Annotated in this window: 23 protein-coding genes and 1 tRNA gene; 1 reads left to right on the top strand and 23 read right to left on the bottom strand. The window is 47.1% G+C overall.

The features are described from left to right. Positions 1–43: 43 nt before the first annotated feature. From TI10_RS09715 to TI10_RS23645, 23 genes are all read right to left on the bottom strand, one after another. Complete coding sequence (locus TI10_RS09715; RefSeq protein WP_049583107.1) at positions 44–613, bottom strand: DUF2335 domain-containing protein; 570 nt, start codon at positions 611–613, stop codon at positions 44–46. Between the two features lie 459 nt (positions 614–1,072). Continuing rightward, positions 1,073–1,414 carry a hypothetical protein gene (locus tag TI10_RS09710; protein WP_049583106.1) on the bottom strand — a complete coding sequence of 114 codons (342 nt, stop codon included), beginning with the start codon at positions 1,412–1,414 and terminating at the stop codon, positions 1,073–1,075. Positions 1,415–1,442: 28 nt separating this feature from the next. After that, the gene (locus tag TI10_RS09705) at positions 1,443–2,537 is read right to left on the bottom strand and encodes a baseplate hub protein (RefSeq protein WP_049583105.1); all 1,095 of its coding nucleotides are present in this window, start codon (positions 2,535–2,537) and stop codon (positions 1,443–1,445) included. Positions 2,538–2,546: 9 nt separating this feature from the next. Next, entirely contained in the window at positions 2,547–2,849 is a 303-nt protein-coding gene (locus tag TI10_RS09700; protein WP_049583104.1) for a phage baseplate plug family protein, read from the bottom strand. Further along, on the bottom strand, positions 2,839–3,462 hold the full coding sequence (locus tag TI10_RS09695; RefSeq protein WP_049583103.1) for a phage baseplate protein: 624 nt from the start codon (positions 3,460–3,462) through the stop codon (positions 2,839–2,841). The genes TI10_RS09700 and TI10_RS09695 overlap by 11 nt, the downstream gene beginning before the upstream one ends. Next, on the bottom strand, positions 3,462–5,465 hold the full coding sequence (locus TI10_RS09690) for a hypothetical protein (protein WP_049583102.1): 2,004 nt from the start codon (positions 5,463–5,465) through the stop codon (positions 3,462–3,464). Before TI10_RS09690 ends, TI10_RS09695 begins: the two co-directional genes overlap by 1 nt. Continuing rightward, on the bottom strand, positions 5,455–5,607 hold the full coding sequence (locus TI10_RS09685) for a DUF6889 family protein (protein ID WP_049583101.1): 153 nt from the start codon (positions 5,605–5,607) through the stop codon (positions 5,455–5,457). The genes TI10_RS09690 and TI10_RS09685 overlap by 11 nt, the downstream gene beginning before the upstream one ends. Before the next feature lie 35 nt (positions 5,608–5,642). Next, positions 5,643–6,068 carry a phage tail assembly chaperone gene (locus tag TI10_RS09680; protein WP_049583100.1) on the bottom strand — a complete coding sequence of 142 codons (426 nt, stop codon included), beginning with the start codon at positions 6,066–6,068 and terminating at the stop codon, positions 5,643–5,645. Further along, complete coding sequence (locus TI10_RS09675) at positions 6,068–6,508, bottom strand: DUF3277 family protein (protein ID WP_049583099.1); 441 nt, start codon at positions 6,506–6,508, stop codon at positions 6,068–6,070. Before TI10_RS09675 ends, TI10_RS09680 begins: the two co-directional genes overlap by 1 nt. Positions 6,509–6,517: 9 nt before the next feature. Next, positions 6,518–7,981, bottom strand: coding sequence for a DUF3383 domain-containing protein (locus TI10_RS09670; RefSeq protein WP_175445369.1), 1,464 nt, complete (start codon positions 7,979–7,981; stop codon positions 6,518–6,520). Between the two features lie 3 nt (positions 7,982–7,984). Beyond that, entirely contained in the window at positions 7,985–8,545 is a 561-nt protein-coding gene (locus tag TI10_RS09665) for a phage neck terminator protein (RefSeq protein WP_049583097.1), read from the bottom strand. Continuing rightward, positions 8,523–8,909: a hypothetical protein gene (locus tag TI10_RS09660; protein ID WP_049583096.1), complete on the bottom strand. Its 387-nt coding sequence runs from the start codon at positions 8,907–8,909 to the stop codon at positions 8,523–8,525. Before TI10_RS09660 ends, TI10_RS09665 begins: the two co-directional genes overlap by 23 nt. After that, on the bottom strand, positions 8,896–9,414 hold the full coding sequence (locus TI10_RS09655) for a hypothetical protein (protein ID WP_049583095.1): 519 nt from the start codon (positions 9,412–9,414) through the stop codon (positions 8,896–8,898). Before TI10_RS09655 ends, TI10_RS09660 begins: the two co-directional genes overlap by 14 nt. Further along, on the bottom strand, positions 9,411–9,821 hold the full coding sequence (locus TI10_RS09650) for a DUF4054 domain-containing protein (RefSeq protein ID WP_049583094.1): 411 nt from the start codon (positions 9,819–9,821) through the stop codon (positions 9,411–9,413). The genes TI10_RS09655 and TI10_RS09650 overlap by 4 nt, the downstream gene beginning before the upstream one ends. Further along, positions 9,790–10,206, bottom strand: coding sequence for an STY1053 family phage-associated protein (locus tag TI10_RS09645; RefSeq protein ID WP_074525088.1), 417 nt, complete (start codon positions 10,204–10,206; stop codon positions 9,790–9,792). The genes TI10_RS09650 and TI10_RS09645 overlap by 32 nt, the downstream gene beginning before the upstream one ends. Positions 10,207–10,243: 37 nt before the next feature. Then, a complete protein-coding gene (locus TI10_RS09640; RefSeq protein ID WP_049583092.1) occupies positions 10,244–11,191 on the bottom strand; it encodes a DUF2184 domain-containing protein in 948 nt (315 codons plus the stop codon). A 10-nt stretch (positions 11,192–11,201) separates the two neighbouring features. Beyond that, the gene (locus tag TI10_RS09635; RefSeq protein ID WP_049583091.1) at positions 11,202–11,702 is read right to left on the bottom strand and encodes a structural cement protein Gp24; all 501 of its coding nucleotides are present in this window, start codon (positions 11,700–11,702) and stop codon (positions 11,202–11,204) included. Between the two features lie 10 nt (positions 11,703–11,712). Next, positions 11,713–12,969, bottom strand: coding sequence for a DUF2213 domain-containing protein (locus TI10_RS09630; RefSeq protein WP_049583090.1), 1,257 nt, complete (start codon positions 12,967–12,969; stop codon positions 11,713–11,715). A 59-nt stretch (positions 12,970–13,028) separates the two neighbouring features. Continuing rightward, positions 13,029–13,139 (bottom strand) — tRNA-OTHER (locus TI10_RS24965). 13 nt (positions 13,140–13,152) lie between these two features. Further along, positions 13,153–13,686: a phage head morphogenesis protein gene (locus TI10_RS09625; protein ID WP_175445370.1), complete on the bottom strand. Its 534-nt coding sequence runs from the start codon at positions 13,684–13,686 to the stop codon at positions 13,153–13,155. Between the two features lie 76 nt (positions 13,687–13,762). Further along, positions 13,763–15,226: a DUF1073 domain-containing protein gene (locus TI10_RS09620; RefSeq protein WP_049583089.1), complete on the bottom strand. Its 1,464-nt coding sequence runs from the start codon at positions 15,224–15,226 to the stop codon at positions 13,763–13,765. Between the two features lie 217 nt (positions 15,227–15,443). Beyond that, positions 15,444–16,964 carry a phage terminase large subunit gene (gene terL / locus TI10_RS09615; RefSeq protein WP_080985015.1) on the bottom strand — a complete coding sequence of 507 codons (1,521 nt, stop codon included), beginning with the start codon at positions 16,962–16,964 and terminating at the stop codon, positions 15,444–15,446. Beyond that, the gene (locus TI10_RS23645; protein WP_074525087.1) at positions 16,918–17,580 is read right to left on the bottom strand and encodes a terminase small subunit; all 663 of its coding nucleotides are present in this window, start codon (positions 17,578–17,580) and stop codon (positions 16,918–16,920) included. Before TI10_RS23645 ends, terL begins: the two co-directional genes overlap by 47 nt. A 324-nt stretch (positions 17,581–17,904) precedes the next feature. Between TI10_RS23645 and TI10_RS09600 the strand changes: the two genes are divergently transcribed. Next, entirely contained in the window at positions 17,905–18,405 is a 501-nt protein-coding gene (locus TI10_RS09600; RefSeq protein ID WP_049583088.1) for a hypothetical protein, read from the top strand. Positions 18,406–18,469 lie beyond the last annotated feature (64 nt).

Below are 18,469 nucleotides of genomic sequence, written 5' to 3'. Positions count from 1 at the left end.
TTATGTGAAATACTAAAGAAAATTATAGAAAGGCTATAAGGTATTAGTCATCATCATTGTCCTCATCATCAGACGACCGCTTGAAATAACGCCCTAGAACAAACACCGCAACCAAGCTTACTATATCTACCACACCCAATATACCCGCCAGTATGGTATTGCCTTTTTCTGCAAAATAAACAACAGCAACCAAAAAGAGTATCGCCAGTGAATACCCCATCCATTGGCCCCTCTTATCCTTTGAGATGCCTCCACTCACAACCTTATTATCAATCTCATGTCTGTGATTTTGCTCCTTTTCTGTTAGAGCAAAGATTCTCTCAGCGGCACCAGGTAAGGTATTTTCGTATTCCTTTAAGAGCTCTGGTGGTGGTAGAGGTCCTTGGAATGTAGATATTTTATGTTGTATTACAGCAGACAATTTAGGATGGTCTAGCATCCTTTCCAAAACAACCGGATCAGATGCTAGTGCTTTTTCAATGAGAGCGGTAGCTTTATCTTGGGATATCTCTTTATTTTCCTCGTCTTCCTGATGCTTATTTGTTGCATCGAGCGACGGTTCATCACTATTTGCGTCGAGACTGTTCAGAGGCTTTTCTGAGTTTTTGGACATTTACCGATTCACCAACAGTTATAATTGAATTATTCATATCCCTAGATATGTTCAGCATGTCAGATCTTAACCGCTGCCTATCATAGCTGACAGGCACAAGCTTACGATAATCGGTTGAAGGCATAATGTCTATAACGCTTCCCATCGCCCTCATGTAACGACGTATTGCAGCATTCATGTTACACCTCCCGAAAATTATTTAAATGCCAGACTAGACAGTTCGTGCACAAAGTCAATACGAGTCAATACAAAGTGTATAGCTTACAACCGCGGTTATCAATCCAATATGAAGAAATTTATAGATATCGTTTTAAGGTCTTATTTGGGAAGATGAATGCAAGTTCAAAGAAGTTCAATGCTAAATTTGAACTCGTAGCACCATCTTGACATCAAATTGTAAAAAATGTTAGACATCAAATAATTTTACAGTAAGCCATCCCTGGTCTGCATATGACAAGTTTAATCCGCCACCTTCTTACAAGGAAACGAACCAATAATTTTCGGTGCGTCCATAGCGTTTTGGAGCAATTGGACATTCAGCCATGCTTTACCGTTGCGCTTGATAAACTGGAAGCCGTACATGTTGCCGTCGCGGGCAGGCATGAGGCCCATGTCCCACTTAGCGTTTGCATCATCACCATTTTCTTTTAAATAAGTCACCTTCTGGGAAGTCACCATTTCCCCATTAATTCTAGTCATCCCTTCATTATCATTCATCGTCATTTTGTACGTCCCGCACTGAATGGCTGCATGCGCGGAACCGATGGTAAATAAAGATGATAACAGTATTGTTAGAAACATATTTCGCACGATTGCACTCTCCTATGGATCACAAGCCCTTTTCTTGCGCCGATTTAGTCTTAAGATCAGCCGCCCCGCGTGCCTCACACATCATCTCTTGATACCACGCATTGCCTCTTGTATCCCCAGTATACATAATGCCTCTGACGATATATACACCATCGGTAGCAATGCTCGCTGGAGGGTTAGGCACTCCGCTGACGTAAAGGTTCCCGTTATCGTTTTTTTCTACGAGTTTACCTTCCCGTTGCTGTTTATGATCTTGTTGCTCATCACCCGATTTATTTACAACGTCATTAGGCAACGCGGTTCGATATACCGAACCCTCATCTAACTGAATTAACCCATTTACCCGGATATTCGGGTTAATCAAACACCTGACGTTAACACCCGCGCCGATAGTTTGTTGCGGCATACCAATCAGCCCGGTCCGGCTGTTTAACACCACAACATCGTGCACGGCCATTTCCTCAGAAATCATCTCCACTTTACCGTCTACAAATTGCCATTTTGCATTGCATTGCTGCGCGATATTGTCTAATACATATCGTGTTTTTTCAAAAAACGCTTTTCCACGAGGAAAAACAGTATCCGGCATTTTGGGTTTTGCCCCTGCGGTAATACCGTAAGGTTCCAGACTACGTAAAGCAAGGTTATAGATATCATTCAGGTTATATCCCGCCGCTACCGTTTGATTAACAAAAGCATGAATAAAGGCTTCGTTACCGTCACACGCCTGAATGAGCGTATAGGTATCGGTGGGATTATCACGACCTGTTACCGTAAACCGGATATCTCCGCTGAAGATTTCACCATAATTTTTGCCGTCTCGCTGTCCGGTAGTTCCCGGTTCAACGGGGCGAGCTTTACCAACTTCACTTTCGGGAACAGTCGGCGTTATTCCATCATACCCAACGATTAACTTTATCTTCGAAAACTCACTACCCATTATCTTATTGCTGGTATCTTTAGACAGATTGTAAATCTTTAATGTCGCAACACGTGGATTGCTAATATTGAACCACTCAATATTAAAGGTCACTTTAAAATCTGACAGGACGATTCCTTTACCCTGATCATCTAACAACATTAATTCAAAATGACGTAACCAGTTCTGACTCATATCTTTACCTTATTGTTGTACAAAATATAAATGGCTGGATAACCCAAGATTTGTGCTTGTCGGGTACTCTTCACTGTCTGCATCGTTGGCGATAACTAACATGCCGTTGATCCCCAGATACGGATATTGCTCTAGCAGATTAACACCGGGTATTAACGGCGCCCCAGTCAGTAAGTCAACTCCCGATTTATCCTGAATATCCATTACCCAACCGGCACTGTCTCTGTAAATCAGGCGCATCTTAACGTTAATATCACCCAGCTTTATTGCAAAAAATTGATTGCTCGCAGTCAGTGGGATTTCAGCTACCATTAGCGCCCCCTTTTATGTAACTCTTAAATGCATTAACGGCACCCTCTTTTATTTCTGATAAAACAGACTCGTTGACTGGCTTTAATGTTTTTGTACCCGAATTCTCCACGGCTGACGTAGACACCCCGGTTTTCATGACCTCTTTTTGAGCAACCTGTACTTTCTGTGTCGAGGTAATAATCACTTCGCGCAATGTCAATGTGCATAACAACACGTTTTCACTGTGTCGGTCCGTGGTGACTTCAATTGCTTTGATCAACATGTTTTCGTATGTACGTTTGCCGGTAATGACATTGAAGGGTTCGCGTAATTCTTGGAGATCCAGTATTTTCTGATAGGTCTCTTTCGGGCTAAGTCCCATACTTAAGCCAATTTTTGACGTATCAACAAAATCGAGAAGCGAGCCCCCACCAGCAAAACCTAACTCCATCGTGATTTCTGATGGCTTTTTGTAGGCATGGTCACTGACCGCAGCACCGATTTCAACCGGATGCTCGGTGATTTCCAGTGCATCCGTGTGCTTTTCAGCGATAACGACGCTCGGCACCAGTAACATACTTTCGGTACCAAAGGACCGGGTTTGTTGCTGAAAGAGGGCGGATAAGATATCCATTAGTTCACCTGTTGTATCAGACGGGCATTTACGCCACTTTGCCGACTCGCGATTTCATCCGCCGTGGCTTTCGCGTCAGTCGCCCCATGCACAGTAATGTTCGTGGTTTGCTGAACGCTGCTACTACCTGCAATCGCGGCTTTGCTGATAAGCTCACTGTTGTACGGGTTGCGACCATTCTCGTGATGAATGATGCCGTTCATCATCGCAGTTAACATTTGTGGGTCCCGTAAATTTAACTGGGCGTTCTGATCGACACCCAACCACTTTGACATGCCAGCAATGTACGCCTCAGTATCGTTTTCACTCGGCGGCGCGTATGTCGTGATGATATCGCGTATCGTTGTAAGGCCACGGCTTGCGTACAGCGTTAACTGGCGTGAAAGTGCTCGCAAGCCATCAAACGCGGTTTCAAATCTTGCAAAACGTCCGCCTGGGCTTTCTAATGTCGCACCTCGCTGACCGACAAAATTCAAATTGCCGGGATTATTGTTGCGTAGGCCCATCTCTTTAAATTCAGGTGATGGGGGCGGGGTAGGCGCACCGGGCATACCGGGGATATCAGCCGTGACGGGATTGGGTAAGCCGCCCTGATGCTTATTGGCCCAGTCGTTATCTATACCTAACCATTTGCCGAAATCCCCGATCCCGCGTTTTATCTGACGAGTATTGTAGTCCCACGAGGATTCTACATTTTGTTTGATGTTGTCCCAGTCACTGTACAGATATCCACCATACGCTACTAGTCCTAACAGTGGAGCAAGTCGGGCCATCAGTGGGGTTAACGCCGCAGACACTTTCGCGAATCCCGCCAGCATCTTTACGGCCCACGTTGTCGCTACGACTCCACCCAGAATTAAGAACGCATTTTTCCAGCCGCCGATACCGTCAACACCTTTCTTGATCCACTTCCCAATAGTCTTAAATGCATTGACAGCGCGGTCGATATCTTTTTCCCACTGGCTCCAGTCAATTAGACTTTTGCCGCCTTCTTTCCATGTCTTGTAATCGTCATAGAGCAGGAGAAGCGCACCGATTAACACGGTGATCATACCGATAGGTGACATTAAAAAGGCGCTGTTCAATAAACGCCATGCCACAACAATCGCGCCGAACATCGCAATCAGCATCTTGCTGCTTTCATCCAGCCCTTTCCACCAGTTGATGATCTCCCCGACGCCCTGAACGACTCGATAAACCATCCTGCTAAACACGTCAGCAAACCATAAAATACCTTTGATGATTTTAGTGAGTGTGGCTTCGATTTTAGGGAAGTTATCAAGAATGCGCTGACGTAAGGAATCGAAAGAACCTGCTAAACCATTAGCCAAATTTGAGCCAATTTTATCCCGAAGAATACCGAGCAGTGCGTTAAAGCCGTGTAGCGAGGTGGTGAATTTATTCGCTTGCTGAGCAGCTTTATCGGCATTGAACCCGGTCTTCTGCAACATCATCTGGTAATCAGCAGTAAACCCCGCTAACCCACGGCGCATAGCCATGAGTGTGTTTTCATCAATGCCGAGCATCTGGGCATATTGATTAGCGCGATAATACGGCATAGCGCTAAGTTTCTGGCCGACGCCTGCCAGTATGCTGGCAGCATCCCTCATCTGGCCGGATGAGTCACGCGTCTGAACGCCAAGACGATTAAGCCAGCCTTCTGCACCGGGATTATTGCGCATAAACCGCGCCATGTTTTCAAGCGCACCCTGTGCGGCTTCGGCGCTGCCTCCCATCTGTTGCACGGCGTAACCCAAGGCTTTAATGCCGGCAACTGTGGCGCCGGTTCTCTGTGACTGCCAGTAAAGCTTATCTAAGCCCGCTGCAATTTTAGTGGTAAAACCGACGATAGTTAAGGCTGCCCCTTCAACAGCCGCGCCGACTTTTAACACGTTGGCAGTAACGCCTTTTAACACGGCATCAAATTTACCCCGACCTTTTTCGTCTACATCAAAGCCAAGGCTAATAAGGTAGTCTTTAATTGTGTCAACATTACCGCTCATGTGTTTCTCTCCAGCGTGCTATGCGGGCCTCGTTATCGTCTTCTAAATCGAGGTAATCATTCATTAATGCGATATCGGCTAAATCAATCCTTCCGCTCTTGATCTCGCCCATTGTCGTCATACCTTTTTTTATAGGCCGCATAATGAACTCTTCACCGTCCGGCAAGGTGTCAAGTACTAGGCCGCTGGCGGGAAGGGCGTCTCTGCGGCGGGGAGTGCGTGCAAAAAATTTCCCAATGAATCCCCGATCACCCTCGCGACTAATTGCAACAATGTTGGCAAGTCTATGTCATCGAAATGCAAGACTCCCTGCGAGAATACGGGCGTCCATCCCTTGCCGTGTTGTCGTGATACAACAGACAGGCAGGGGTAAAGGATCGCGTTGCAATCTTCGTCGCTTAAGTCGCTAACCGCCTGCGCAATTTTAGGCAGCGCCTTCTCTAATGCCCCTTCCATATTTTTGTCTTGGGCCATCGTCTGTACGGCGCGAATATCAGAGACTAATCCGGCAAGAACGGGTAACAACTTACGTGACACCTTCAGCTGATCGAACACACTCAATTTGGCTGTACGGTATTGAATACCATTGATTTCAAATTCCATCAGAACTCTCCTAACACTTGGTCTATCTTGATACAATCAAACACCCACGCGACGGTACCGCCATCTTTAGCATTGGTGTAATCCGGTTGCTTCTGAAAGGCACAGCCTCTCGCGGTGGTAATTTCACCGGATACATTATTACGAATCACAATCACGTTATTACCCCACGTGCTTGATGACAGGGATTGCGCGTTATAAGCCAGTGACAGTTTTTTATTCGTCGGGGATGTTTTCAGTAAGTTCACTGTGATAGAACCGGATTTGCCCGCGTGCAAAGAGTGCATCCCTTCACCATCCGCGCCAATTGTCATGGTGTTCTTGGCTTCGGTCATTGTGACAGTGATCCCTTCTTCTGATGTCGCCGAACCGTAACCCACATCAATAACCCCAGTCGGCCCCGTCAGAGATGCCGAAACATCCATAAATGAATAGGTCGCCATTTTCAACCCTTATCTGTTTACATTAATAATGACATCAGCGTAGTGAACAGCACCCGCTAATTTGATAGCGCACTGAATAACTGGCGCTTTTCGAGCTTCCCTGTCAGCCTGTGCCTGCGTCGCAATGGCCGGCGCGTAGACGTAATACCCTTTGGTTAAGGTATCGCCCGGTTGGATCTGTCCAATCGGTCCGCCGTTCCAGACACCGGGAGCCACCAGCCCGTTTGTTACCGCCTGATCAAGGGATTGCTCAACATTGGTCAGTAAACGCGTAACGCCTGCGTCAGTTTGGGGGATCTTGCCAGTACTGGTGTAAAGCAGGTTATAAAGGTTGTTCTGAACGTAGTTCTGTAACCAGTCCAGACCGTGACGCTCATCAATAAAATCCCCGTTCGCCATAACCCCCTCTTGAATAATGGCCGTGTCGTTGTTGTAGTTAACAAAAACATTGCCGTTTTTCTTCTTCAAGGCGCTGGCTTGGGTTGCAGTGAGGTTTTCCGCTGTTACAGCGGGTTCCTGTTTAAATTTCAGGGTAATGGTGGTGTTATTACCGTTGAAATTGACCGTAAACATCCGGCCCAACAGAGAAGCCACGGTATAGGGTTTACCGGATGAATATTGCCAGAGCGTGCGCTGATAGTTGCCTGCTTTCAATTTTGAGCCGATATCCGTATCAATATCAGCGTCTAATGCGTCTGTTTTCTGTGCTGTATGTCCATAGATACGAGACACAGACGCAGACTCGATATAGTCAGCAACAGACAGAATATTTTCATCCGTCAGCGTATCATCAGCGACAACCAGTCCATACCAGCCACCGGATACCGATCCCAATGTTGCCACGGCCTCAGCAATCGTTTCTGCTTTAGCAGGTTCGATAGCAGTAGCACCAGATTCTCTGTCTAGTTTTAACAGGTCACCAATATAAGTGCCGGTAGTGGCTGTTGAGACATAACCCACCGTACCCGATGCTTGCAACGTCACAATAAAACGTGAAGTGTCCCACGTCACTGAGCACTCTCGCAACTTTTCCGCTACCCGTTGAGCCACACCATTAAGATTGGTCTCTTTACTCAAATCAATGCCGCTATATACCGCTTCTTTACCGTTAATCGTCAATTTAAAAGAGCCATCGGTGACGGCAGTAAATTTGTTAAGGGCTTGCTGTTGCTTAGTCAGTATCGCGCCTCTTAAAGCGGCAAATGCCTGATCTTTTACCCACCGGCCAATATATAAATCAACCGGACGGGGTGACTGGGAATAATAAAGCGCTGCCGCCTGATACTCTGGTGTATCCAGACCGAAATCCGCCCCGACGCCATCAATATCGGAATACAAGCGTAGCCGCTCATGGGTATCAATCACATGACTGGCGCCCACAATCAGTAGTGACCCAAAGTTGCGGGATTGCGCGGCACGCGGGGCCATGTTTATCGTGACATTGACGATATTAGAAACAGGTAAACCCTGCATAATTTAATCTCCAAAGAATTTAACCGGCGCGTCCACTAACGATTTAACACCGTATTCACGCACCACTTTTCGCCGTAAGGTGATCGTCACGTCATAACGACGCACCCACTGATTGTTGATGAGTTCCGGTAAAGAAAAGATACGGCCGTAGTTGCTGAGTGACAGACCAAATTGATTTAACTCAGCATTGTTCTGACTGACTGTGATCCCGTCACGAAATTGTGTGCAGTAGTGCTGCCCTGATGGACCGTAAAAGGAAACCAAGCATTCGATTTTTTCATGGCGCCATAAATCGGTGCTTTCATCAGTCTGATTAATGAAAGCGGGATTATCATCGGAAACTATCGACGAGATCCCGAATGCGCACCAGTTAGCATCGTGACTCGGAAAGACTCGCGTTTCGTCGTTGGGTTGCCATTTCGGAAACATCATTTTCCCCGGTAAACCACTAACTGAACTTATCCAGCGCGATAGCTTTCGTTCTACATCACGATCATAATCCGGGGCCGATACAGGTGTAAGCCAGCCCGGTTGTGTACTGTTATTCAATAGGAATTCCCCCATCGAACGGCAACAACTCGCAATGGGCCTGAACAAAACCGGCACCATAGGCAGTGTAAGGGTCAACAGATTTGACTAAATAATCCCGGTTTTGATACGTGACCACATCGCCCGTTTTATCGGTTTCGCCTGCAATCAGCCGGGCTGTTGTGATAATCAGAATTCGGCCGTTAACAACTTGCCCGGACATCCTTATTTGGGCCTCAAGAGAGCTATCAACGGTCACCACTCCGGCAAAACGTTGAGTAGACTTTTCCGAAGTAGCGAATCCATCATCATCGACAACGACGGTGCGCCGGGTATATTTCAGTGACGTATCGCAGAAATCGGGATCAAATAACACATCAGTGACATCAAGAAACGGCATTTTTATTCCTCACAACATAGTTGATAGAACGCAACAAGTAACCGTGAAAATACAGCGGCTTATCACCCGGTATTCCCTGCCGGCGTCGGGCCTCTTTTGTCGCATCAGAGATGGGGGCCAGTCGATCTCCGTCACCAATGACTTTCTTTGCCCCATCACGCGCAATTTGTCCCGCTTTTTCCAGCTCACTGATAGCGGCGTCCTGCTTACTTTCAAGCGCAAGCTCTGCCGCTGCTTTTAAATGCGAGGCTGTGCGGTCTTTAGTGTCATCGATACCGAGTTCAAGGAACGGACGCGGAATGAGGGTTACCGTTTTTCCACCCAGTTTTACTGTTGCCCCTGTTGATTGCAGATAGCCAATTTCAGCATTGTTCAACTTTTCTCCGTCTTCCCGCGTAGCATTTTCTGCCGGGATACCCACCAGCACATCCATACCTGATAGCTTTTTGAGAGATTCCAGCACTGCCGCCGCATTGTCCGCTTTGACAGTCAGACCACTTTTCATAGTAGTTGCCTCCCCCCGGCGCCGAACATGGACCACCACCAGAAGAACTCGCGTCCATAGCTCGTGTTGTTCCAAAAGCCCGCATCGGGATTAAGGATTCCCGATACGTCATAGCTGACACTGACTTTATCAACCGATTTTGACGTCGCCACCCCACCAGCCGCCGTATTTACACTGCCGCTGATGGACACGCCCGCAATAGCCTTCCCTCTCAGTTCGACGTAATGCGCTGTGAACAGCTCACAGAGATAGACGAACTGATCACCGTGTATGTCTTGGTCGAGCAGCTTATCGGCTTGGCTGAGATAGAAATTGATTGCGGTGTCGGGATAGTGGGTTTTGTCTGAAAATTCGGGAAAGTCGGTGCGGAATTTATCAACTGTCGGAAGAAGACTGTTTTTTGTCATTGCCAGCCCTCCCTCTCTTTTCCGTATTAGTAACAACATCTTCGGGATTAGAACGAGTCTGGATTTCGTCAGATTTCACTGCTATCTGAGTCTTCATTTCCTCTAAGACCTTATTCAGTTCGGAAATGGTCACGTCTTTCACTTCTATCTGAGACTTAAGGTCTTCATTCTCAGCAACCAATTTCTCAATCTCAGCTTCTAATGAAACAGAAGCACTAGTTAAGTCCTCCTGTTTCAATTCATTTTCATCAATAGGTTGAGCATGGGCTGAAAATGCCCAGTGCTTAATAACTTCATCGGGAAAGCTGTTAATTCCCGGTTGAAGTTCTACTTGAGCACCATCTGCGAAATTTAAGATCGCCTTTTTCGATACAAGATATTTCATGTCAATCACCATAAAGGCAGGGGCTCCCTGCCATTAATCAAGATGCCGGGATGTCCAAATACGCAATGGTGTTTGCATATGGCGTTTCGACCTGACCCAGACGACCGTAATAAGTTGTCAGTTGCCACAAGCCGCGCCATTCCAGCGGAGTGTTTAACAGTGGCACCAATGGGAAGCGAATATATCTCTCTTCTTGTGTATAAGCGACCATCCTGTGCGCTCCACGAGCACCGCGTTTAGACGCCCATTTCATCGAGACGATTTCCAGCGGTTCGCCGTTCTCCTGGAATGAAATACAGTTGATTTTCACGTATTCCAGTACGGAGATATTTCCTGCCGAAGACACTTTTTTGCTCGACAATAACCCAAACAATTCCGGCGCTAAACCCACTTTACCCGGACAAATTGCGTAACCGGAAGACACCCAGGCGTCCGTAAGAACGATATTAAAGTCCTGAACAATAACGTCCGGGTCTGTCGTAGCCGTCCACGCGGCGGCGGCGGCACGCGGGATAACCTGAGGGAGGTTCAGTAATCCGCACATACCTTTTTCCGCATCACCGATGTATACCTGCTCGTCAACGTCCATGTTGTATTTTAGCTTCATCGCGTCATGCTTTTGACTGTCGATCGGGCGCCCAACTTGCATAGCCGAAGCCAATTCGGTTACGGTATAGCCAACTTCCATTCCCCATAATTCCAACGCTTGAGCTGTACGCTCAATATTCAGGCTTGGGCCCGCATTAGCTGTTGACGTTTTGCTGATCCAGTTCTTACCGTTAGGATTTGAACCACCAGAAGCCGCCAGCGATGTATTTGTGTATGAAGACACTTCATCCGCAATAGAAACGTCGGTACGAAGCGGCATATCACGTGACCACTTGACTGACACAAGAGGCATGTTCAGTGTCTGGTCTCTACGTTCCAGCTCACCGATAAGATACGCGCCTGTTGAATCAACTGTCGCTCTGTCGATAGTAAACATTCATTATTCCTTAAATGTTGTATGCAATTTCAATGTTGCCGTTAGCGTCGCCCGGCCCCATCACTTCGGCACCCGGCAACGCAGGTGTATGTTTCGCTGTGGCATCCGGCGTCAGCATAAATGACCCCAACGGGCTATCGGCTGTAGCCCCGGCAACACGTACATAAACCGGATTGCCTTTACCGGCACTGACGGCTGATGCCCCCACCGACACGCAGATATAACCCCGTTTCAGATTGTCGGCAGCGGACCCTACTTTAATACCGAGATAAGCCAGATCTGCCTGTGACTGGATAGGATAGGGACGAACGAGAATACCTTTCACTTTGTCCACCGTATCGCCGTCTTCGAGCGGGACAAATTTTCCGTTTGAATATTTACCCACCAGCCCGTATCCGCTGAACAATTTATTGGGATCGAAGGTTTCCGGCTGAATAGTCAAGTCACGAGGACGAGTGACAGAACCCGGAATACCTAGTGGCATCCGGTCAAGATAAGAAATTCCACCCATTGTATTTACCTTATTTGTTACGTTTCCAGACGTTGGCGTACAACTCATTCAGTTGCGCCGGTGTAGCGTGCTTTGATCCAGATGTCGAGTGATCAACAGTTTGAAAAGCCGTGGGATTGAGTCGGTTCTTTTGCCGGTTAATTTCTACCGCGGCGTTAAATACCGCATCAACGGTTGCCTTTGGTGTTTTTGAAAAATCACTGATGCCAAATGATTTCAGGCTGTCACCCGTGCGCATTGCATGATTGAGTACCTGTCGCTTGAGGGACTTATCCCCTGTGGGTTTGAAGCCCGGACAAATGATTTCCGCATCAGCAATGATATTTCGGCGATATGCAGCATCGCCGGTTACTTTCGCGTCTTCATCTTCGTCATCAGGGTTGCTATCCGCCGTTTTCCCTTCTAATGCATCCAAGCGAGTTGATACCGAATCCATGAATTTTTGCGCCCACTCCGGCATATCGTTATCACCTGTTGGCTTATCTTTAGCATCGGGATCAGTGTCCGTAGTAGTGCGCTCCGCAGGCGGTAACGCTGTTGCTTGAGAAGGTACATTGATATTGATTGTTGCACCCGGAATCGAAGACATCCCGTCAGAGGGAAGCTCTGGCGCTTCATCGATGAGTTTCGCTAACGCGTCGTCGTCTTTGGTTTGGACGGCCGTAGCCAATCTTTTAAGCCATGCCATAACAGGCTTCTCCTTTTTGAATTTAAAATTTGGGGCTGAATCCCCGATTGCACAGCGGCCACCTGCCCGGCCTTTCTCAACAATGGCGAGATGGTTTCCTGTGATTTGATATTGCTTACCCTTGCCGGGTGCTATTTGCTTGTATTGCGCGTCGTAGCCGCAACTGACGTCAGTCACTCCGGCATTAATAGCGTCGATAGCCTCCTGACGCTTAACCAGCACGTCAGCAACCAGCAGATCGGACTTATCGCCAGTGCCGCGTCGCACATTTTGAATATGGCCGTGAGCCAGTTCTGAGAAGTTGGAAGGATTAACGAAAACAATGTTTCCTTTATCATCTTCGGGATGATCCAGTGTGACCGCTACCCCCTCGAATGACGCCATCGTTTCGGGTGAGAAAACTTCATCTTCGGTGCGATAAACCGTCACTAAGCCGCTGGCGTCCGGCTGTAAATCTATTTCTTCGGGCAGGTAAGTTTGAGTACCAGTGCGGGCTATCGGTACGTCTTTACACAGCAAAGAGCCATCGGCTTGGAGATAGCGCGTTTCTCCAAGCTTGGTAATAAAAAAATATTTCATGTGTTACCTGCTAATTTCAGGCATTAAAAAACCCAGCACTGAGACTGAGTTGATGTGAATGGTGGTGCCGCACGGGAATCGAACCCGTACAGTAGGCCGCATAGCATTTAACGTTTATGACCCGAAGGCTGCTAACCCTGTCCCGAGACTACCATTATCCTAACGACACCAGATATTGTAATTCTAGCTTCTCGGCGGGGGTATGTGAACTTCCGGCCAGCATTTGCAATTCGGTAGACATCCTGCATGGCCTGTCATACCGTCCAGAGTGGGGGGATCTTCCCAGCGCACGAACTTATCGCGCATCTCTTTATGGGAGGGACGTGTACCGGCTCCCTCAATGCGCCACCAATAACCTTCCGAACCTACCGATAATGCGCGGGCTTGTGTAAGGGCCGTTGTCGCTCTCCCGATTTCAGTACGCGCAATCATTCGTGCGCGACCCGCCGCAACCTCGCTGGATTGCATAATCATTTTATAAAGCTCGTCCGGTCTCTCACCGTTGATAACTGCCTGTATCGCTCTATCCTGAATCTCTTTAACACGTTCGGCAGCTTCCAGAGGCAAGGATTTCATCAGTTGAATCTGACGATAAACAACGTCCTGGGCTACCTGACCGACAGGGGTATTCCCTACTACGTCGCGCAGTCCTTCGGATATTTGCTGAGACACAGAACGCCACTGGCGCCATTCTTCACACTCAACTTGAAGGAACATTTTGTGTGCAACGGAGGCAATCCAATCGTCAAGAACCTGCGAGTAATCGATAAGATGACCAGAAACGGTATCAGCACTAGCTTGAGAACCATCGTAACCGGTTACGATTTCGCCCACCTGATGAGCTATCGCTTGTAGGCTTTTCCGATACTGTATTTCCGAACGTCGGCGGAGGGCTGGTTTCAGATTCAGACTCCGCCCACTGCGTTTTTGCTTCTTCAATGTCTTCATCTGTGATTGAACCTCCAATGCCAATGACATCCGCCATATTACGTAAATCAGACATCGCCGCATGTACCGGTAGAATCTGCCGATCCACCAGCGTTCCTATAGCAGACGCTACATTGTTCGCCATCGTGGCCCTGTCGGTATCCGACATTTCCCATAATTTATTGAATTCAAACGTGAAGTCGTTGGGAAGTGGTTCACCGAATAACGACCTGTGTGAAATATCCAACAACCAGCGAAGCGGACGACGTAAGCGGCGCTCTTGTAGGGTGTTAACCCGGCTGTAATAGTTTTCTAAGTCGGCGGCGCCGGTGCTAAACCCTGATGGAGATTGACCAAATAACCGCACTAACGGGATACCTGTAGCACCTGATACCTGTTCAGCAAACCGCAGAATCACATCAGCAATCCCAGCGAACGAATAGCTATGCGTCTGGAATGTGTCCAGCGCATCCATCAGGGTCATCCCCTCAATAGTTTGGAACTCACGGATCATATCCATGTGTTTCATCAGTCCCGTATATGCCGGACTTCCCTCGCCCATTGCGAGAATCTTTCGCAAACCATCGATGCTATATGTTCTCAGGTGAGCTTTGTGTATCAGTTGCGTAGTACCTACCGTCGCCGTATCGAAAGCCTGAACACGCTCGAAAATGCGCTCTACAACCGACATTCCCCAACCGTTTTCTGTTTGTGCTTGCTGAAATGGCAGTGTGTCGCCTTCCATACGAATAACGCGGGAATAGTGGATTTTCCAGGGCGGAATTCCCTGTTGATTGATGGTCACGTTATAGAACTTTGGTTTTCCGAAATAGGGGCCGTACTCTTTTACTAAGTCGCTGTCTGTTGGTTTAACCATCCAGCGGTCAAGACACATGACGCCCTTAAACTGCCCTTCATTGATAGTTTCAGGATTGAGCGGTGTAGACATATCTTGACCGTCAATCAGCACCACCAGCAACGCCCCTCCGTACAAACGAGACCATTTTAAAGTGTTATTGAGCTCATCCCAAATCCCGATATCTTCCCAAAATGTTTCAAGCTGACCTTTTGCATCCGGTTTCATCCGTGAGCTGATAGTGATCCCTTTTCGGGTCATATCGTCTGCCATCGCATCGACACCGGCGCCCACAAGAAACGAACTGCGATAGGCAAACTCAATCTGTACTCTGTTGCGGGAGATATAACCGGGAATGTATGTGCCATTCGATTGAATGTTCGATGTGTACCCACCCAGTTTTGCATTAAAGTTGTTGTACCCGTCAGCAGTCCTAACGGGCTTTGCGCCGTTACGGCGGTTTTTACGGGTCATTGCTCCCTCACTGAAATTTGTTAAAATTCGGCACTTTTTAACATAATGGCTCTTAGGCGCACTGGGGTTTTTGGGTTCACTCAAATTTGCTATCCAAATGGATAAAACCCTCAATCTTTCTTGCCAAATCAGGCGCTTTTATTTGTTACTGAATTGTTAATAAAAACACCAAAATCATTTCGGCGTTATTTTGGTGTGAAACCGTTATTTTTTGGTGTTATCGCCCTAATGCTTCCCACACGTTGAGATCACCCGCTTTCATATCAGAAATGGCGTCCATCATCGGATCGAGCTGGTCATCGTGGGTGTTAAAATCGGATGTAACGGCTTCCATCTCAGTTAGAAAATCGTTTATCCATTCAGCCTCAGCGGGGAGATAGATGTATCCAGATTCGATATATCCCTGAACATCCATCAACCGTGTGAACTTGTCCTTATCTCTCTGAATGGGTATCACCGGGCATAGAGCCTCTGTCTGGATTTCCTGAATCAGCCCAGTGCCAGAGGCTTTATCTTCTATCTTCATTGAAATCAAAGAACCACAATCTTTTCTGGCTTTACATTTCACCCAAAACGCCACCGCGCGACGTTTAAGTTCCTTGGACTCCCACTTTCCCCGGATCATGTCAATAAGATATATTTTTCCGTCTTCACCAAGTCCCCATAATTCAAAAGCAGAATAGTCATTGGCTTCTTTGATTTTTTGAGCCGTATCTCCATAGACCGTGCTCCAACGAATAGGGGGAAGGACTTTGTACTCACCAAACCACTCTGACTTGATTAAGCCGCCGCCTTTTGCTGTGGGGCGTTGTTGATAGAGCGCATTCCAGACCAGCGAACCCCGTTGTTTACATTTATCAACAAAATCACGCGGCATGCGCTCAGGAAACAGAATTTCACCGGGCTTTCTTAAGTGGTATGTTTTGCCGTTCAGCTCGTGAATTTCTTCCTTCTCGGCTTCCATCGGAAAACTGACAACACGCCACTTTTCGCCGCCTTCCTCCGCTAGCTTAAGAAGTTGCCCTGCAAGGTCATTTTGATGCCAGCGTGTGAGGATAATTACAATGCCATTCAATTTCGGGTCAGCGCGAGTAAAGAACGTCGTGTCATACCAGTCCATCACCGCCTCTTGGTAAACCGGAGATGATGCTGTTTTATAATCTTTAGCCGGGTCATCAATAATGCCGATGTTCATCCCCTGACCTGTGATACCGCCATTCACCCCCGCCGCACGATAAGAACCACCGTGTAACTGGCCTTTTGCGTCCAGCACTTCCCATAGCTCAGCAGTACGAATTGCCCCACCAGCCAGTGTTCTGATGTTCGTTCCGTTAAGTCGCGTGTTCGGAAACACATCTTGATATTTTTCTGTATCAATAATGCGTTGCGTATCTCGTGACATACGATTAGCTAAATCAGACGAGTATGAACACGAGATAATGTGCCAGTTCTGGTGCTTGCCTAATACATACGCTGGCAGTCTTCGTGAAGCCAGTTCGCTCTTTCCAGAACGCGGCGGGGCAAATATCATTAAGCGCGGCATCCTGCCATTTTCAACATCTTTCAGGAACTGATCGAGTTCAAGACATAACAGCTCGTTAAACCAGCCGGTTTCGTATCGCGGATTTGTATAGAGTGTAAAGTCCATCAGCGATGATCTTGCTTGTTCTATTGCTCGACGCCGATATGCCTCAAGAGTTTGTAAGTTTCTCATCGAGTTGTGATGAGCGACGGCCATAGCCCATCTCCTTTAATCTCTCATCCAGTTGCTCATCAGTTAAGTCGGCTATCTGTACCGGTCCACCACCAGCGCCAGTGACTTCTGTTTTCTTCGGCGCTTCCCAACCCTGTAGTTCACCGAGTTGCTTGATAGCGGCTTTCGGATCATGCAGCTTTAACTTGATGCCGTCTTTGCCAGTTGTCAGTTCTGAGATGGCGCTGAGTGCTGCGGGGTCCTGTAGTGCTGAATCTTTAAATTGCCATACAGCCTGAAAGACTGGCTCACCATCCTTGTCTTCACCCATCAGACAGTTACGGAATTCCGCTATGTCATAGATAGAGACACGACCCATTGCTGATAATCTTTCCAAAGCTTCCTGACGGCTCATAACAGCATCAGAAATCGCTTCGGCGTTCATTGCGTCGAGAAAAGCTTTGACGTTAGGATTTGTTAGGATTTCACTGGCACAAGACCTTGCTGTGTCCTCTGTCTTTGCCTTGCCGCCTGCCTTGCGATAAGCATCTGTTTGATTCAGTCCCTTTAAGATACCTAATGTGAATTTCTGTTGTAATTTCGTTAAGGCATCGAAAAGAATCTTTTGCTCATCTGTGAGCGTGACTTTCTTTTGTGCCATTTCATTTCCTTTAGACATAAAAAAGGCCGCCGAAGTGACTGTTATCTGATTCTCCACCACGCCCACGCAGCGGATAGACCCCAGCACATTAAGCCGTACAGAAAATTGCCCCATGTGATTTGGAGCATGAACAAGAACCCTATGATTATCGGAGTTATCCAGCAATAAAATTCAAAGTCTTTCATATTTTAATTTTCCATCATTAACCTCGTCTCGTTAAATGCCTGCTTTTCACCACATCAGGCGAGGTGGTTCCGTTGTACCCCTACAACGAGAAATCATCTAAAATTAATTCACCCCTACAATTGAGTGAGTTATTTTAAAATGTCCGAAGAAAAAGGTTTTTTAGCCAGAATTACAGGCGCTCTATCCAGTACAAGTGGTGCTATCAGCAAGGCCGTTGGTGCTGTTCGCGATATCCAGAAAATGCATATAGATTATGAAGTAAAAGAAAAAACTTATGATTTACTGGATAAGCTCGGAGATGTTCAGCAACAACAGATATCACTTCAAGAACTTCTGATGGCTGCAAAGAACCGAATCATTGAACTTGAACAAGAAGCCAACAACCGTGATCAATGGAAACGTGAAAAGCTTAATTATGAGCTTTTTCACCCCATGAAAACGACCGTGGTTTACCGACTCAAGGTTTCTAGTGACTCTAATCAGCAGGCGCATTATCTTTGTACTAACTGCTATAACTCTAACATGAAGTCGATACTTCAATATAAGACGTCCGATTTTGGCGTGTCGTACCTTATTTGTCATAAATGCCATTCTCAATATCAATTTCCTTTAGAGCTAACCATAGATAAGCGCCGTTAAATCCTTATTGCAACTGTTTCCATGTCAGAAATAGTTGCATAATCAGAACTTTCTACTTTTGTGT

This window comes from Photorhabdus luminescens subsp. luminescens (assembly GCF_001083805.1).
Lineage (GTDB): Bacteria > Pseudomonadota > Gammaproteobacteria > Enterobacterales > Enterobacteriaceae > Photorhabdus > Photorhabdus luminescens.
This window is presented reverse-complemented; position numbering and strand designations above follow the sequence as displayed.

What these genes read in the sequence shown, in the direction of transcription:
- TI10_RS09715 (WP_049583107.1), bottom strand. Translation starts at nt 613, where the DNA reads ATGTCCAAAAACTCAGAAAAGCCTCTGAACAGTCTCGACGCAAATAGT.
- TI10_RS09710 (WP_049583106.1), bottom strand. Translation starts at nt 1,414, where the DNA reads ATGTTTCTAACAATACTGTTATCATCTTTATTTACCATCGGTTCCGCG.
- TI10_RS09705 (WP_049583105.1), bottom strand. Translation starts at nt 2,537, where the DNA reads ATGAGTCAGAACTGGTTACGTCATTTTGAATTAATGTTGTTAGATGAT.
- TI10_RS09700 (WP_049583104.1), bottom strand. Translation starts at nt 2,849, where the DNA reads ATGGTAGCTGAAATCCCACTGACTGCGAGCAATCAATTTTTTGCAATA.
- TI10_RS09695 (WP_049583103.1), bottom strand. Translation starts at nt 3,462, where the DNA reads ATGGATATCTTATCCGCCCTCTTTCAGCAACAAACCCGGTCCTTTGGT.
- TI10_RS09690 (WP_049583102.1), bottom strand. Translation starts at nt 5,465, where the DNA reads ATGAGCGGTAATGTTGACACAATTAAAGACTACCTTATTAGCCTTGGC.
- TI10_RS09685 (WP_049583101.1), bottom strand. Translation starts at nt 5,607, where the DNA reads ATGCGGCCTATAAAAAAAGGTATGACGACAATGGGCGAGATCAAGAGC.
- TI10_RS09680 (WP_049583100.1), bottom strand. Translation starts at nt 6,068, where the DNA reads ATGGAATTTGAAATCAATGGTATTCAATACCGTACAGCCAAATTGAGT.
- TI10_RS09675 (WP_049583099.1), bottom strand. Translation starts at nt 6,508, where the DNA reads ATGGCGACCTATTCATTTATGGATGTTTCGGCATCTCTGACGGGGCCG.
- TI10_RS09670 (WP_175445369.1), bottom strand. Translation starts at nt 7,981, where the DNA reads ATGCAGGGTTTACCTGTTTCTAATATCGTCAATGTCACGATAAACATG.
- TI10_RS09665 (WP_049583097.1), bottom strand. Translation starts at nt 8,545, where the DNA reads ATGGGGGAATTCCTATTGAATAACAGTACACAACCGGGCTGGCTTACA.
- TI10_RS09660 (WP_049583096.1), bottom strand. Translation starts at nt 8,909, where the DNA reads ATGCCGTTTCTTGATGTCACTGATGTGTTATTTGATCCCGATTTCTGC.
- TI10_RS09655 (WP_049583095.1), bottom strand. Translation starts at nt 9,414, where the DNA reads ATGAAAAGTGGTCTGACTGTCAAAGCGGACAATGCGGCGGCAGTGCTG.
- TI10_RS09650 (WP_049583094.1), bottom strand. Translation starts at nt 9,821, where the DNA reads ATGACAAAAAACAGTCTTCTTCCGACAGTTGATAAATTCCGCACCGAC.
- TI10_RS09645 (WP_074525088.1), bottom strand. Translation starts at nt 10,206, where the DNA reads ATGAAATATCTTGTATCGAAAAAGGCGATCTTAAATTTCGCAGATGGT.
- TI10_RS09640 (WP_049583092.1), bottom strand. Translation starts at nt 11,191, where the DNA reads ATGTTTACTATCGACAGAGCGACAGTTGATTCAACAGGCGCGTATCTT.
- TI10_RS09635 (WP_049583091.1), bottom strand. Translation starts at nt 11,702, where the DNA reads ATGGGTGGAATTTCTTATCTTGACCGGATGCCACTAGGTATTCCGGGT.
- TI10_RS09630 (WP_049583090.1), bottom strand. Translation starts at nt 12,969, where the DNA reads ATGAAATATTTTTTTATTACCAAGCTTGGAGAAACGCGCTATCTCCAA.
- TI10_RS09625 (WP_175445370.1), bottom strand. Translation starts at nt 13,686, where the DNA reads ATGTTCCTTCAAGTTGAGTGTGAAGAATGGCGCCAGTGGCGTTCTGTG.
- TI10_RS09620 (WP_049583089.1), bottom strand. Translation starts at nt 15,226, where the DNA reads ATGACCCGTAAAAACCGCCGTAACGGCGCAAAGCCCGTTAGGACTGCT.
- terL (WP_080985015.1), bottom strand. Translation starts at nt 16,964, where the DNA reads ATGGCCGTCGCTCATCACAACTCGATGAGAAACTTACAAACTCTTGAG.
- TI10_RS23645 (WP_074525087.1), bottom strand. Translation starts at nt 17,580, where the DNA reads ATGGCACAAAAGAAAGTCACGCTCACAGATGAGCAAAAGATTCTTTTC.
- TI10_RS09600 (WP_049583088.1), top strand. Translation starts at nt 17,905, where the DNA reads ATGTCCGAAGAAAAAGGTTTTTTAGCCAGAATTACAGGCGCTCTATCC.